This is a genomic window from Agrobacterium fabrum str. C58, from assembly GCF_000092025.1.
GTDB classification, from domain to species: Bacteria; Pseudomonadota; Alphaproteobacteria; order Rhizobiales; family Rhizobiaceae; genus Agrobacterium; species Agrobacterium fabrum.
The window spans coordinates 1908185-1923642 of sequence record NC_003063.2 but is presented as its reverse complement, the minus strand read 5'-3'; the positions used below and the strand labels follow the sequence as shown (position 1 = coordinate 1923642).

The window sequence follows — 15458 nt, the reverse complement described above, 5'->3', positions numbered from 1 at the left end:
CAAAACCGGGCGCCGATTACCAGGAACTCGGGAACACTCCAGATGGACATGACCGCTTACCTGCCGATGTTGTGGCAAGGCGCCGTCGTCACCATGACGATAACGCTTGCAGCCCTCGTTGTCGGCACGGTACTCGCCTTTTTCTTCGGCATTCTGCGCGTCGAGGGTGGACCAATCCTTTCGACTGTCGCGCTGTGCTATACGGAAGTGTTTCGCGGCACCTCGCTGCTGGTCCAGCTTTTCTGGTTCTATTACGCGCTGCCGCTCATCGGTCTGAGTTTTGATCCGGTCACCACCGGCGTCATGGTGCTCGCCGCCCATGCGGGTGGGTATGGCGCCGAGATCGTGCGCGGTGCATTGTCTTCCGTTTCGGTGCAGCAGCTGGAAGCAGCACGAGCGCTGAACTTCACGCGGATGCAGACGCTGTTTCGCATTTCCTTGCCGCAGGCGGTCGTCGAAATGATGCCGGCCTTCGGCAATCTGGCCATCGAAACGCTGAAGCTCTCCTCGCTCGTCTCGCTGATTTCGATTGCCGACCTCACCTTCGCGGCGCAGTCGATCCGCAACCTGACGCTCGATAGCACCAGCATCTATTCGATTACGCTGCTCTGTTATTTCGCGATGTCGCTGATCCTGATGGTCATCATCCGGGTGATCGAACATGTCGTGCGGCGCGGCAATGTCTTTCCGCGCACCCGCCATTCGTAAGGATATTCAGTCATGATGTATGGTTACGAATGGGACACGACCACCTGGATCACCTACACAACCTCGATCCTGCCCATCATTCTGATCGGCCTGACCGTAACGCTGAAAGCAGCCGCCGCCGGTTTTGCCATCGCGCTTGTTCTGGGGCTGGTTTTTGCGCTGCTACGCCGCAGCCGGGTGAAGTTGATTTCCTGGCCGACCGCGGTGGTTGTCGAATTCCTTCGCGATACGCCGCTTCTGGTGCAGCTTTTCTTCCTCTATTACGTGCTTCCGGAATTCGGCATCGTTCTGCCGGCGTTTCTCACCGGTGCGCTGGCGCTCGGCCTGCAATATGCCGCCTATACCTCCGAGGTCTATCGCGGTGGCATGGAGGCGGTGCATCACGGCCAGTGGGAAGCGGCGACGGCGCTTAATCTCACGCGCATGCAGACCTATCGGGACATCATCATCCCGCAGGCCATCCCGCGCATCGTCCCGGCCATGGGCAACTATCTTGTCGCCATGATCAAGGAAACGCCGGTGCTTTCCGTCGTCACGGTTCTCGAGATGATGGGGCTGGCAAATATGATCGGCGAGCGCACCTTCGAATATCTGGTGCCACTGACGCTTGTCGGTCTGATCTTCCTTCTCCTGACCATAATCTGCTCGGCAGGCCTCAGCCGCCTGCAAAGGGCGCTTCCAAAAGCAGGAATACCGTTGCGATGACAAACAACACCAATCAGCCGCTGATCGAATTTTCCGATGTCACGAAGCGTTTCGGCATTTTGACGGTCCTCGACCAATTCAATTTCAGCGTTGCAAAAGGCGAGAAAGTCACCCTTATCGGTCCTTCCGGCTCCGGAAAATCCACGGTTCTGCGCATTCTCATGACGCTGGAACCGTTCCAGGAGGGACAGCTGAAGCTCGCGGATATCTCCTACCATCAGCCCGGCGGTAAAGGCCCCTTCCAAGCCTCGGAAAAACACCTTCGCCAGATCCGTAACCACGTCGGCATGGTTTTTCAGAGCTTTAACCTCTTCCCCCATATGACCGTGCTGCGCAACATTGTGGAGGCGCCGGTGCGTGTGCTGGGCATTGCCCGTGCGGAGGCAGAAGCACGGGCAATCGAACTCCTGAACATGGTCGGCCTGGCCGACAAGAAGGATCACTTTCCAGTGCAGCTTTCCGGCGGCCAGCAGCAGCGTGTCGCTATTGCGCGCTCACTTGCCATGCGCCCACGTGTCCTGCTTTTTGACGAGCCGACCTCGGCCCTCGATCCGCAACTGGTGGGCGAAGTGCTTTCCGTCATCCGCGATCTTGCCCATGAGCACGATCTGACGATGCTTCTCGTCACCCACGAAATGCGATTTGCCCGCGAGGTTTCCGATCGAGTGTGCTTCTTCGACAAGGGCCGCATCTGCGAACAGGGGAAACCGGACGAGATTTTTGGCCAGCCAAAGGAAGAACGGACACGCGAGTTTCTGTCGTCTGTTTTACGGTGAGTTTACAGCCTTCGCAGCTCACGGCGCTTATTCACTAAGGGTCGCCAGAACGTCGCCATGACGGCTGAGCACGATTGACTGTCTGGATCCCGGCCCAGACTGAGTGTCGTCGGCGGGCTGCATCACCCACCACGCGCCAGGATAGTCGTCACGAATATGCCGGGAATTCAAGCGGATTTCCGTGCCGGGCGGAGAACGCTCCGTCCCGACCATTTTTTCTTCAGACAGCCTCGCCCTCCTGATTTCATAGAGGTTTCGCTCGCCATCAAGCGCAAGTGTCACGTCCTCGAGATCGAAATCATCTATGTGGACGATCTGGCCTTCCGGCGTATCGAGAACCCATTTATCTGAATCGACAAAGCCATCGGTATAGACATTGCCGGTGGAGGAACGCAGGGACGTACCCTTCGGCAAGCTGATGCCATCGACGACATTGCCATCGGCGAGAATGCATGTACTGAAAGCGGATATGCCGCCATCCGGTTTCAGGTCAAATTCCACGGGCTGTTTCGCATCACAACGCCAGCCGCTCTGGGTGGTCACACCCTGCCCGGTTATCCGCATATTGTCAGGGGTAAAGCCGATCGTCTCGTAATTCTCGTTGGTTTTGATCGAGATATAACGGGCGATCTCCACGGCATCGATATCCGCAACAGACACAGGATGCGGAAAGAGGGCGCGACGGAAGGACTCTGGTGTATCGGCGACCGACAGTTCGAGTTTCGTGCCTTTGGGCATATCGATCTGGCCAAGGCGCGTCGGCTCCGCGAGTTCCGGGCGATAACTTGCCGCCCTCTCTTTTTCATAGGCATGCATCTGGATGTAAAAATCGCCGATCTGCCACAGGGTGAAGAGTGCGACAGCGGTTACCAGCCCATAGGGCACGACCATCGGGCGCGTCCAGCGTCCTGCCGCATATCGAATGAGAAGCCCCAGTGTCCACACCGCCCAGACGAAGGTCGTCGCGAGAAGGAAGGCAAGGAAAAGCAGCGCTTCGACGGATGGCAGTGCGATAGGGATCATGAAACCAGCGGCCTTGGGCGGATCGTCTTGATCCTGAAGAGACACTGGAGCTTTAGCCGCAAGCGATGGCCAGTTCAACTCGCAGATGATGGCAGTGCCGAACCGGGCGACGGCAGATGGCGGCCGCCCGGTGAGGATATTATCGCAAATCAGCCACCAAGAACGAAGCGGGAGAATGCCAGCGCATTGCGGGCATCTTCATCCATTTTCGCGATGTCGGCGCCACCGCTCAGGTCGCGCCACACCTTGATATCCGAGCCGATGGTGCCGCCTGTCTTGACGAAAGGCTCCATGATTACCGCGCCGGTGTAGTTGATATCACGCAGCGCAAGGCCGATTTCGTGCCACGGCATTCTGCCCTTGCCCGGTACGCGGCGATTGCTTTCACCGGTATGGAAGTGCCCCAGAAGCGGGCCGGCCGTGCGGATGGCGTCACCGAAACTGTCTTCCTCGATGTTCATGTGGAAGGTATCCAGCATGACTTTCACATTGTTCTTGCCGACATCCTTCACAAAAGCGACGCCTTCCGCCGCCGTGTTGAGGACGTGGTTTTCAAAGCGGTTGAGGACTTCGATGCACAGGTTGATGCCGAGATCATTGGCGAAATCGGCAATGCCGTTGATACCCTCGACGCCGCGCGCATAATCGCCTGCCTTGTCGACGGGCTGCGAATAATCGATTGGCCAATAGGAATGCAATGCGCCGCCGATGGTGTGGATATCGAGCTTGGCGACGTTCGAAAGGGTTCTTTCAAAGAACGCCTTGCCGGCCGCACGCACCGCAGCATCTTCCGACGACAGGTTCTTGGTTTTCGACGGACCGATGCCGGCGGTGAGGATGATGCCGTTATCCTTCGCGCTCTTCCTGATGGTCGCGAGTTCGGCGTCGCTGTATTCGTTGATATGGTGGGCGGCGACTTCGATGATGTCGAAACCGAGCTTGGCGACCTTCTCGATATAGGGACCGAACTTGGCGCTCCACTCATGTTCCCAGTAAGAATAATAGATGCCGTGTTTCATGGGTGTCTCTTTCGCTTTTCTGTTTCGCTTGACTTTGAATAGGGAGGCGCAGTCGTTCAGGCGGGCTCAGGACGCGGCGCCTCTTCCCGGATTTCTGACGCGAAGATCAGGCTCCGCGCTTGTGGACGTGATGAAGCGGCCATTGGGAAGATCGTTCTCCTCCACCTTCCTGATGATCTCGTCCTCGCCGAGACCGAAACCAAGCCATCGGTCCCGCAGCCGCGCGCGCAGATCATCCTCGTCGACATCAACGAAGACAGTGAGATCGAAGATCGGTTTCAGACGATCCCATGGCGTCTCTCTGGCGAGGAGATAATTGCCCTCGCAGACGATGATATCGACGGATTGCGGGATCAGCCGACCGCCGGCGCGGGCGATCTCGATGGCGCGATCGAAGACCGGAACGGCGACCACATCGTCCTGATTGGCTTTCAGACGCTCAAGCATATGGCGCAGGCCGTGCGCGTCAAAGGTATCGATAGCGCCCTTGAAGGCACGGCGGTTCATCGCCTCAAGCACGGCATCGTCATAATGAAAACCATCCATCGGAAAAAGTGCCGCGGACACGCCTTCGCCTGCGAGTGCATCGACCACACGTTCGGCGAGGGTTGATTTTCCCGATCCGGGGGCGCCGGCAATGGCAATCATCACGCGCCGGTCATTCGAACCCGCGAAGCACTTCCGCGCGAGGCCAGCAATTTCACCGGCATTATCGTCAATTTTACTCAAGATGCTCCTCGCCTCGAAAAGTGGTTATCGCGACCGGCTACTCGAAAATCCGGTACTGATTTGCCTTGTCGCGTAGAAAGGCCAGCCCCTTCTCCAGGGACTCCTCAGTGTTGGCCGCGACGGGCCGCCACGTCGAAATCGCGCCCGCCATCTCCACCGGCATCGCGGCAAAGCCCTCAAGCGCAAGGACGCCGTTGAACCTTATGGCTGCAAGCGCCGAAAACACCTCGTCCCAGGCGACGTTGCCGAAACCCGGCGTGCCGCGGTCGCTTTCCGACATATGCATATATTTCAGATGGTTGCGGGCAGCGATGATGCCATTGGCAATGCCCTTTTCTTCCATGTTCATATGGAATGTATCGAGATGGATGAAGATGTTGTCAGCACCGATGCGCTCCACCAGCGCCACCGCCTGTTCGGCGGAGTTGAGCAGATGGTTTTCGTAACGGTTGACGGTCTCGATGCCGAATTGCAGGCCGAGCGTTTTTGCGTGGCCGGCGGCTTCGGAGAGCGCCCTTGTCAGATTGTCATATTCACCCCGCGTCGGCGGAAAACCGGTGCGCTCATTGGTTCCGCCATAGGTGACGCCCGTCAGCGCCTTCGCCCCCATGGCGGCAGCTTTGCCCAGCGCCGCCTTAAGATGCTCGACAGCGGCTTGCGGACGGACCGAAGCCCAGGCCGGTTCCGGCAGCACGAGCGAACAGACGGCACTGAGATGGTGCTGTTCCAGCAGGCTGCGCGTGTGTTCCGCATCGACGGAGGCGATATCGACAAGCGGGATTTCGATGAAATCCTGTCCGTAGCTGGCTGCACCGGCAATCGCGCGGGCGGCATTTTGATGGTCCCATTGCAGAGACCACATCATTGCGTGAACACCGAGGCCTTTCACGTCATACCTTCTTTCTGAGAGATGCGAAGTAGCTGGAGAACAGCCCACGCGCCGCCATGACGACGATCATCAGCACGCCCCAGAGCGCGGTCGCCAGATGCTGGTTGGCGCCGAGAAGATTGAGGCCCGACGACAGGAGCTGCAGGACGATAAGCGCGACGAAGACGGGAAGCACCCGGCCGAAACCACCGAACGGATTGATGCCACCGAGAAAGGCCGCCAGCACCGTGATCAGCAGGTAGGATTCCCCATGGCCGACGCGGACGGAGTTGAAACGGGCCAGCATGATGATGCCGGCTACTGCGCACATCAGACCCGAAAGCGTATAAACGAGCACCTGGATCTTGCGGGTGTTGAGACCAGAATAACGTGCGGCCTCAATGTTCGAGCCGATCATAAGAAGACCAAAGCCGAGCTTGGTGCGCGTTAGCAGCACATGCCAGATGCCGACGCAGACGATGAAAATCAGAAGCGGGATCGGCAGACCGAGAAGCGTGCCATGACCGAGCGGCGCCATATAGGCTGGAAAACCGGAGACATCGCCGCCACGGGTGAGAAACTCGCCCAGTCCGCGCAGGAAGATCATCATCGACAGCGTCACCAGAATGGGGTGCGCGCGGGTGTAGGCGATCGCCGCTCCCGTCATCGCCCCGGCGGCTCCGCCGGTGACAAGGGCGGCAAGGCACGCAAACAGGAATGCGCTCGGCGGCGCATCCACCCCGCCATGGGCCTGCAGCACCCAGGCTGCGGCGAGCCCCGACAGATTGGCGGCGAAGGTGACGGAAAGGTTGATCCCGCCCGTCAGCAGCGGCAGCAGCATCGCGAGTGTCAGCAGGCCAAGTTCCGGCAGCTGGAAAGCGACTGAGCCGAATGTTGCAAGCGACAGAAAGTTGTCCGCAAAGGTTCCGAAGATGAGCATGACGGCGATGAGGGCAATCACCGGGCCTGCCATGTCGGCCCCGAAGATCGCGTTGAATTTCCGGATGAGACTGTTCATCGCTGGGCGCTCCCCTTTTTCGCGGATGTGCGAAGCGCACTCGGCAGAAGCTTGTCGAACCGGGTGGAAGACAGCGTGATGGCGACGAGAATGATGGCGCCGACGATCATCTTGAAGGCAAAGGGAGAAACCCCCATCAGGTTGAGGCCGTTCTGGGTAATCGAAACCATCAGCACGCCAAGCACGCAGCCGATGACGGAGCCCTTGCCGCCGCCAAGTCGCGCACCGCCAAGCACGGTGGCAGCAAGCACATCCAGCTCGCGGCCATAAAGCGCGTTCGGCACCACCTCCTGCGCGTAATGCGCCTGCATGAGCCCGGCTATACCCGCCATCAGGCCAAGCCAGCCGAAAGAAATGTAATGCATCGCGCCGATATTGATGCCGAAGCGGCGTGCGCCCTCGGGGTTGTCACCGAAGGCATAAAGCTTGCGCCCGACGGTGGTGCGCGAAATCATGAACCAGGTAGCGACACAGCAGAGGATCATGACGACGACCGGCAGCGTCAGCTCGACCCAGGAACCATCGGGCATTTCGCGCTCGTAAAACACCACACGCGTCGAGAGCCATTCCGGCAGATCGTAGATCGACACACCCTTGGTGAAGAACATCAACAACCCGAAGAAGATGTTGAAGGTGGAGATGGTCGCGACGATGGAAATGATGTTGAGCCGCCAGACGAGGAAGGCGTTGACGAAACCGAGGCTGAGGCCAACGGCACCGGCGATGATGAAACCTTCCGCCCAGTTGCCGCCGCCGAGCGCATTGAGCGCCAGCACCGTCACATATTGCACGACGGAGGCCGCGACAGCGAAGGAGATGTCGATGCCGCCGGAGATCAGCACGACGAGCAGACCGACCGCGAAGATGATGTTGACCGCCGAGACATTCAGCACATCGAAGGCGTTTGATATCGTGAGGAAGCGGTCGGTGGCGAAAGAAAGCCCCGTGCAGAGCAGCACCATGACGACAAGCAGGGTGAATTCGGTCGTATGTCCGAGGATGAGCCTACGCATAGATGGCGGCCTCCAGTTCGGTCAGCGACAGGCGTCGCGGATCATAGGTGGCGTGGAACCGGCCTTCGACCATGTGGATGACCCTGTCTGTATTAAAATAAACTTCCGGCGCCTCATCGGAGATGACGATGATCGACAGGCCCTCTGCGGCGAGCTTGCGGACGATTTCAAAGATGCCGGCGCGGGCGCCGACGTCGACACCCACGGTCGGCGCATCGAGGATGAGAATTTTCGGCCCGATCGCCAGCCATTTGGCAATCGCCACGCGCTGCTGGTTGCCGCCAGAGAGCGTGCGGATCGGATCTTCCGGCAGGCCGATCTTGACGCCGAGCGCTGAAATCCAGCGGGAAACGACATCCGCCTTTTTCGACGTGGAGATAAGACCGCCACTCAACAACTTATCAAGGGAGGCCATGACGAGATTGTCGGCAATCGACTGCGGCTGGTTCAGACCGAGCGACAGCCGGTCTTCGGAGAGATAGGCGACACCAACCCGGATCGCATCCCGGTTGGAATGGAAATCCACCTTCTTTCCATCGATAAGGACTTCACCCGATTGCGGCCGGTGCATGCCGAACAGCGTCAGGGCAAGTTCGGTTCGGCCCGCGCCGAGAAGACCGGTGATCCCCAACGTCTCCCCGCGCCGCAGATCGAAGGAAACATCCTCGAACTCGCCGGCCCGTGTCAGGCCTCGCACCGAGAGAACCACGGGCTTGTCGTCGTGATCGGCGGCAATGACGGCGCTATCGAAGTTGCGGCCGGTCATCAACTCGGTCACGCGAGACTGGGTCATGCCTTCGACCGGGAAAACGCCGACAAGCGATCCATCCCGCAAAACGGTGATGCGATCCGATATCTCAAGCACTTCCGCCAGACGATGCGAAACGAACACGACAGCGACACCTGACGCCGAGAGGTTGCGGACGATATCGATGAGGTAATCGGTCTCCGACTGCGTCAGAGATGCGGTGGGTTCATCCATAAAAACGAGACGGGCTTCGCCAACCAGCGCACGGGCAATCGCCACGATCTGGCGTTGGGCAATCGGCAGTTCCTTGAGCGGCCTGTCGAGATCGAACGAGACACCGAGCCGTGCCAGCGCCTTTTCGGCGGCATTTTTGATAGCGCGCTTGTCGACCAGCCCAAATCTGCCGTTCACCGCATATTGGAAACCGATATTTTCGGCCACCGTCATCTCATCGAACAGCGCCAGATCCTGCCAGATCACCTGAATGCCCAGCGATTGCGCAAGTGTCGGGGTCATAGCAGCGATGGGTTTGCCATCGAAATAGAGTTCCGCATCGCTCTCCGGCTTATAGACACCGGTGATGACCTTGATCACGGTGCTTTTGCCGCAGCCGTTTTCGCCGGCAAGGCAATGCACTTCACCCGGATTGACCTCGAAGGAAACACCCTTCAGGGCGCGTACGCCACCGAAGGTGACCTTGACATTTTTAAGGGACAGGAGCGGTTCTGCGCTCATGATGGCGTATCTCTCCTTTCGCCGCGAAAGCATCGCAGACGTGGCGCTCGGCATAAATTTCGGATGGACGTCGCGCGGGCATCTCTTCCCGCGCGACGCCTTCGGCCTTGGGGAGGATCAGAGGCCCATGGAAACGAGCTTGTCGATGCTTTCCTTGTCGATCTTCAAGAGCTGGTCGACGACGATGGTGTTACCCTTGGGATCGATGGTGCCGAGACCTTCGATAGTGTCGCCGGCCTTGGGTGTTTCGCCCTTGGCGATACGGTCGGCGAGCGTGATGAAGACCTCACCCGCCTGCTTCGGGTTCCACATGAAGCCGCCCGTCAGCGCGCCTGACTTGATGAGCTTGGCGCCCTGTCCCGGCGAGAACGGTCCGATGACGAACACCTTGCCATCCTTGCGGCGCTCTTCAACCGCACGTCCCGCACCGATCGGTCCCTGCGAACCAAAGGCGAGGAAGCCCTTGAGGTCGGCATTGGCCGACATCAGGTCAAGCGCGGTCGAACGGCTCTTGTCGAGGTCTTCCGCAACCCCGTAGCGGTCGCCGACAAGTTTCATATCTGGGTAATTGGCCTTGATATAGGCAATGGCGGCATCGGCCCAGGCATTGTGAAGCGGAACCGTCAGCGAACCGACGAAGACGGCATAAGAACCCTTGCCGCCCATCTTTTCTCCCAGCAGCTTGCCATGCGCTTCACCGAAGCCCTTGGCGGACGCCAGCTCAAAATCCCAATCGGCGCCAAGCTGCTCCGGGGATTCATGGGTGATGACCTTGATACCGGCGGCCTGGGCTTTTTTCAGCACGGGTTCCAGCACCTTCGCATCATTGGGCACCACGCCGATGAAATCGACCTTCTGGGCGATCAGGTCTTCGATCGCGCGCACCTGCAGGGCCGGGTCGGCACTGGTGGGGCCGACCATGAAACCGTCGACGCCGAGTTTGTTGCTCTGCTCCTTGATGCCGGCCTCCATGGCGTTGAACCACGGAATGCCGCCGATCTTGACGACGACGCCCACCTTCGGCCCTTCGGCAAAGGCTGCGGATGAGAGCAACGCCAGCGACAGACCAACCGCCGCAGCAATAATTTTCTTCATTGATGTTCCTCCTCAAAAATTCGGCAAACGAAATCCGCCCGCAGCCCGTTTTTCCCGGACGCGTTCAAAATCTCTCATCTCGCTTATTCGAGACTCTCCCTTGCCACTCCCATAGCAACCACCATGCACAATCGATATTGCCAATCTGCACAATCGATGGTGCAATAACCATATCATGAAGCGCCCTTCCGTCAAGGGGATGCGTGCTCTAATAATCGGAATCAGTTGGGGAGATCACAGTGACGGGCATAAGTTCAAAAAAAGCCACCATTTATGACTTGTCGATATTATCAGGCGCTTCCGCCTCGACGGTCAGTGCGGTGTTGAACGGATCATGGCGCAAGCGGCGTATCTCGGAAGAAACCGCAGACAAGATACTCTCGCTCGCCAAGGCTCAGCGCTACACCACCAACCTGCAGGCGCGCGGCCTTAGAAGTTCGAAATCCGGCCTCGTTGGGCTTTTGGTGCCGGTTTATGACAACCGGTTCTTTTCATCGATGGCGCAAACCTTCGAGGGTCAGGCCCGCAAACGCGGCCTGTCGCCCATGGTCGTTTCCGGCCGGCGCGACCCCGAAGAAGAACGACGCACCGTCGAGACGCTGATCGCCTATTCGATCGATGCCCTCTTCATCGCCGGCGTGACCGATCCCGATGGCGTTCACCAGGTCTGCGCGCGCGCGGCCCTTCCGCATGTGAACATCGACCTACCCGGCAAATTTGCGTCCTCGGTAATTTCCAACAACAGGCACGGCGCGGAAATTTTGACGGCAGCGATCCTTGCGCACGCGGCAAAAGGCGGCTCGCTCGGCCCTGACGATGTCATCCTGTTCGGCGGCCATGACGACCACGCCAGCCGCGAACGTATTGATGGTTTTCATGCAGCGAAAGCCGATTATTTCGGCGTTGAGGGCGGTGACGATATCGAAATCACCGGCTATTCGCCGCATATGACGGAAATGGCTTTCGAACGTTTCTTCGGCCGCAGGGGCCGCCTGCCCCGCTGTTTCTTCGTCAATTCTTCGATCAATTTCGAGGGGCTGCTGCGTTTCATGGGGCGTCATGACGGCGAGGCATTCGGCGACATCGTCGTCGGCTGCTTCGACTATGATCCTTTCGCGTCTTTTCTTCCCTTCCCCGTCTACATGATCAAACCAGATATCGCGCAGATGCTCGAAAAAGGCTTCGAACTGCTGGAAGAAAACCGGACGGAGCCCGAAGTCACCATCATCGAACCGCAGCTCATCCCCCCACGAACCGCCCTTGAGGGGCCGCTGGACGACATATGGGACCCGGTTGCATTGCGGCGTATGGCGAAGTGAAACACCCCGCGAAAGTGCCGAAATCTCCACTTGACCTCAACCGCGCTTGACGTCGTACCGATTTGCAACAGGCATCACCATTGCAACGGAATAACGATGATTGAAAAGCTCATGAAGGTGTTGGAAAGCGGTAGGGACAGCCCCGTCTTGCGCTTTTCCCTCGCGAAGGCCCTGATGGACACGCGGCAATTCGAAGACGCCGCGCAACATCTGCAGGAGGCCATCAGGCAGAATCCCGACTATTCGGCGGTCTGGGCGGCACTCGGTGAATGCCGCGAGCGGCTGGGAGATCACGAGGGCGCCGCCGCGGCCTGGATAGAAGGCGTGGCAGTGGCCATCCGGCGGGGCGACATCCAGGCGAAAAGGCAGATGGAGGTCCGGTTTCGACGTTTGCAGACGCGCAGCCTGAGTGCCAGTTGATGGCAGCGGAAGTTCAGTCGTTCCCTTCTGCCAAAAAATAGACGGAATATTGGCCATGTTCCATAAAACTGGTTATGATCGCCGGAAAAATCACGGGAGGCGGCTGTCTAGAGCCGGTGGTTTATGGGTTTTTCGGATCATATCAAGGAAATCGAGACCGTCGGCCAGGGCAGAAATACCGGCCGGGATGCGGTGGTGCTGGAATCCTGGCGGCGTTGCCTCGACACCTACCAGCTTGATCCGACGAAGGCGCGTGAAGCGGTCATCGTCTCCGAGACACGTCTTCGCGAGCATCGCCAGCAGGCGGAAGACCTCTTGCACATCGCCCGCTCCGGCCTGGAGCGGCTTTACCGGCAGGTGGCGGAGCAGAATTACGTCCTCCTCCTTTCCGATCGGCAGGGCGTGACGGTGGAGTTCCTGGGCGATCCCTCCTTCAACAACAATCTGCGCAAGGCTGGGCTTTATCTTGGCTCGGAATGGTCTGAACCCCGCGCCGGCACCTGCGCCGTCGGCGCCTGCATCGCAACCGGTGAATCACTCACCATCCACCAGACCGATCATTTCGACGTGACGCACACGCCGCTTTCCTGCACCGCAGCACCGATCTACGATACGCAGGGTGCACTGACCGCCGTGCTGGATATTTCACTGCTCAGTTCACCGATCCTGAAGACGAGCCAGAACATGGCCCGCCATCTGGTCTCTTCCACCGTGCGGAGGATCGAGCTTGCCAATCTGATGGCCAGCAGCCGGCATGACCTCGTTCTGCGCTTTGCAGGCGCGCCCGAATTTCTGGATGTCGACCCGGAAGCGGCCCTGTCGGTCGACGGTTCCGGCCGCATCACGGGCATGACGCACGCCGCCGCCCGCCTTCTCGCCGCATCGCGGGGGCTCGACTGGCGCATGCCCGAGCGTCTTCTCGGACAGCGGGTGGAGGAGTTTTTCGAAGCCGGTTTGGATGAGCTTGCCTCCCTCACCCGCTCCAGCCTGCCGCAGGACAGGCGCATCGTCGTTAGAGACGGGACCGTGCTTTATGCGCACGCGATCGAACCGCAGCAGCGCAGGTCGAGCGTTCCGCTTGCCCGCTCGAAACCGCAGCCGGTAACGGAGAGGATCGGCGGTGACGGCCCGGCGGTTCGAAATCTCAGGCGGAAAGTGGAGAAACTCTCGCCTGCAAGACTGCCGATCCTGCTGCAGGGCCAGACCGGCACCGGCAAGGAACATCTCGCCCGCATCATTCACGATGCCAGCGGCGTTTCCGGCCGCTTCGTCGCCGTCAATTGCGCTGCCATTCCCGAACAGCTGATCGAAAGTGAACTGTTCGGTTATCTGCCGGGCGCCTTCACCGGTGCCTTGGCGAAAGGGCGCAAAGGGCTGGTGGAAGAGGCGCAGGGTGGAACGCTTTTCCTTGACGAAATCGGTGACATGCCGTTTGCGGCGCAAAGCCGGCTTTTGCGCGTTCTGGCGGAAGGCGAGGTTCTGCCGGTCGGTGGTTCCACCCCGCAGAAGGTGGATTTCAGGGTGATTTCGGCATCTCACCGTCCCCTGAACGACATGGTGCGAACAGGTGCATTCCGCGAAGATCTCTATTACCGGCTGAACGCGGCGGTCCTGACGCTGCCGGCACTCAGCGAGCGCGACGATTTTCCGTGGCTTCTCGACAGGATACTCGAAAAACACGGCATGCCCGGACGACCGCTGACGCTCTCCAACGCTGCCCGGCTGACGATCCTGCACCACCGCTGGCCGGGCAATATCCGCGAGCTGGACAATGCGATCGCCTTTGCAGCCGCACTTTGCGACGACGGGCTGATTACGGTGGAGGATCTTCCGGAGCAGCTCACCCCCGCCTCCTCCACCCCCATGATCGACAGCCGCGGCACCGATCTTCGCGCATTGCTGGCCGCCTGTAACGGCAATATTTCTGAAGCCGCCCGCCGGCTCGGTGTTGACCGCACGACCCTCCATCGCCGCATGCGGCGCCTCGGCATCGGAAAACCTCACTGAAGGTGAGGCATATGCCACAGCTGTAGCGCCACAGCTGTGGCAGGTCGCAAAACAGGCCTTCCCCAAAACCCAGCGATTTCAGGCCTTCGGTGGAGAAAGCCGTTCTGGCATGGGCATTGCACCTTCTCTGGCATCAAGTGCCATCGAGGAGAAAACATGCGCGCGCTCAGATTTCATGCAGCCAAGGATTTGCGGATCGAAGACATTGCCGAGCCGAAACGGCCTGGCCCGGGACAGGTCCTCGTCCGCAACCGTTTCGTCGGCATCTGCGGCACCGATCTGCATGAATATAGCTACGGCCCGATCTTCATTCCCACCGAACCGCATCCTTTTACCGGCGCCCATGGCCCACAGATTCTGGGCCACGAATTCGGCGGCGTGGTTGAGGCGATCGGCGACGGTGTGACCTCCGTCAACGTCGGCGACCGCGTCTCCATCCAGCCGCTCATCATGCCGCGATCCGGCGATTATTTCGCTGATCGTGGCCTTTTCCATCTCAGCACGCAACTGGCACTGGTCGGCCTCAGCTGGGACGGCGGCGGCATGGCGGAAGCCGCACTTGTCAACGAATACAACGTCCAGAAAATTCCGGACGAGATGACCGACGAAGAGGCCGCACTGGTGGAACCCTCGGCCGTTGCCGTTTATGCCTGTGATCGCGGTGGCGTTACCGCCGGTAATAGCGTTCTGGTCACGGGTGCCGGCCCGATCGGCATGTTGACGCTTCTGGCGGCCCGCGCCGCCGGCGCTACCCAGCTTTTTGTCTCCGATCTGAATGACGCCCGCCTCGAGCTTGCCCGCAATGTCATCCGTGATGTCATCACCATCAACCCCAAGCGCGATAATGTCGGTGATGTCGTCCGCTCGGCAACCGAAGGCAAGGTCGGCTGCGACGTGGCGATCGAATGCGTGGGTAATGAACATGCGCTCAAGGCCTGCGTTGACGCCGTGCGCAAGCAGGGCGTCGTCGTGCAAACCGGGCTGCACCCGCATGAAAACCCGATCGACTGGTTCCAGGTGACGTTCCGTGATCTGGAGATCAAGGGCTCCTGGGCCTATCCGACCCATTACTGGCCGCGCGTCATCCGGCTCATTGCCTCCGGCCTGCTGCCGGCGACGAAGATCGTCACCAAGCGCATCACGCTGGATACGGCCGTGACCGAGGGCTTCGATGCCCTGCTCGACCCCGCCGGCACGCATCTGAAAATCCTGATCGATCTTTCGAAATAGGCTTTTCGCCTGCGCCTGCCGGGAAGAGGAGCCCGGCAGGCGCGG

15 protein-coding genes are annotated in these 15458 nt (G+C 59.5%); 7 read left to right on the top strand and 8 right to left on the bottom strand.

Annotated elements, in window-relative coordinates; all coding sequences use genetic code 11:
* Positions 1-42 precede the first annotated feature (42 nt).
* From ehuC to ehuA, 3 genes are read left to right on the top strand one after another with little or no spacing between them, the layout of a single operon-like run.
* Positions 43-708 (top strand): ectoine/hydroxyectoine ABC transporter permease subunit EhuC, encoded by a 666-nt coding sequence (gene ehuC / locus ATU_RS22310; protein ID WP_010974128.1) that lies wholly within the window; start codon positions 43-45, stop codon positions 706-708.
* A 12-nt stretch (positions 709-720) separates the two neighbouring features.
* Complete coding sequence (gene ehuD, locus ATU_RS22305; protein WP_010974127.1) at positions 721-1413, top strand: ectoine/hydroxyectoine ABC transporter permease subunit EhuD; 693 nt, start codon at positions 721-723, stop codon at positions 1411-1413.
* Entirely contained in the window at positions 1410-2189 is a 780-nt protein-coding gene (gene ehuA, locus ATU_RS22300) for an ectoine/hydroxyectoine ABC transporter ATP-binding protein EhuA (RefSeq protein WP_006311385.1), read from the top strand. The genes ehuD and ehuA overlap by 4 nt, the downstream gene beginning before the upstream one ends.
* A gap of 27 nt (positions 2190-2216) precedes the next feature.
* Here the strand turns inward: ehuA and ATU_RS22295 are convergent, their stop codons facing one another.
* The 8 genes from ATU_RS22295 to ATU_RS22260 form a co-directional block, all read right to left on the bottom strand.
* A complete protein-coding gene (locus ATU_RS22295) occupies positions 2217-3212 on the bottom strand; it encodes a hypothetical protein (RefSeq protein ID WP_010974126.1) in 996 nt (331 codons plus the stop codon).
* Positions 3213-3361: 149 nt separating this feature from the next.
* Positions 3362-4231, bottom strand: a complete 870-nt coding sequence (locus ATU_RS22290; protein ID WP_010974125.1) for a D-psicose 3-epimerase — start codon at positions 4229-4231, stop codon at positions 3362-3364.
* Between the two features lie 66 nt (positions 4232-4297).
* Positions 4298-4960, bottom strand: coding sequence for a nucleoside triphosphate hydrolase (locus ATU_RS22285; protein WP_010974124.1), 663 nt, complete (start codon positions 4958-4960; stop codon positions 4298-4300).
* A 37-nt stretch (positions 4961-4997) separates the two neighbouring features.
* On the bottom strand, positions 4998-5849 hold the full coding sequence (locus tag ATU_RS22280; protein ID WP_010974123.1) for a sugar phosphate isomerase/epimerase family protein: 852 nt from the start codon (positions 5847-5849) through the stop codon (positions 4998-5000).
* Position 5850: 1 nt separating this feature from the next.
* Positions 5851-6846: an ABC transporter permease gene (locus ATU_RS22275; protein ID WP_010974122.1), complete on the bottom strand. Its 996-nt coding sequence runs from the start codon at positions 6844-6846 to the stop codon at positions 5851-5853.
* Complete coding sequence (locus tag ATU_RS22270) at positions 6843-7859, bottom strand: ABC transporter permease (protein ID WP_010974121.1); 1017 nt, start codon at positions 7857-7859, stop codon at positions 6843-6845. The genes ATU_RS22275 and ATU_RS22270 overlap by 4 nt, the downstream gene beginning before the upstream one ends.
* Entirely contained in the window at positions 7852-9342 is a 1491-nt protein-coding gene (locus ATU_RS22265) for a sugar ABC transporter ATP-binding protein (protein ID WP_010974120.1), read from the bottom strand. Before ATU_RS22265 ends, ATU_RS22270 begins: the two co-directional genes overlap by 8 nt.
* A gap of 117 nt (positions 9343-9459) precedes the next feature.
* Positions 9460-10437, bottom strand: a complete 978-nt coding sequence (locus ATU_RS22260; RefSeq protein WP_035257185.1) for a substrate-binding domain-containing protein — start codon at positions 10435-10437, stop codon at positions 9460-9462.
* 239 nt (positions 10438-10676) lie between these two features.
* Here ATU_RS22260 and ATU_RS22255 point away from each other — a divergent pair, with 239 nt between their 5' ends.
* The 4 genes from ATU_RS22255 to ATU_RS22240 all read left to right on the top strand — a co-directional run bounded on the left by ATU_RS22255 (position 10677) and on the right by ATU_RS22240 (position 15413).
* Positions 10677-11756, top strand: a complete 1080-nt coding sequence (locus ATU_RS22255; RefSeq protein WP_010974118.1) for a LacI family DNA-binding transcriptional regulator — start codon at positions 10677-10679, stop codon at positions 11754-11756.
* Positions 11757-11852: 96 nt separating this feature from the next.
* A complete protein-coding gene (locus ATU_RS22250; protein ID WP_006311375.1) occupies positions 11853-12176 on the top strand; it encodes a tetratricopeptide repeat protein in 324 nt (107 codons plus the stop codon).
* A 123-nt stretch (positions 12177-12299) separates the two neighbouring features.
* Positions 12300-14183, top strand: a complete 1884-nt coding sequence (locus ATU_RS22245; protein ID WP_010974117.1) for a sigma-54-dependent Fis family transcriptional regulator — start codon at positions 12300-12302, stop codon at positions 14181-14183.
* Positions 14184-14339: 156 nt separating this feature from the next.
* The gene (locus tag ATU_RS22240; protein ID WP_010974116.1) at positions 14340-15413 is read left to right on the top strand and encodes a 2,3-butanediol dehydrogenase; all 1074 of its coding nucleotides are present in this window, start codon (positions 14340-14342) and stop codon (positions 15411-15413) included.
* Positions 15414-15458 lie beyond the last annotated feature (45 nt).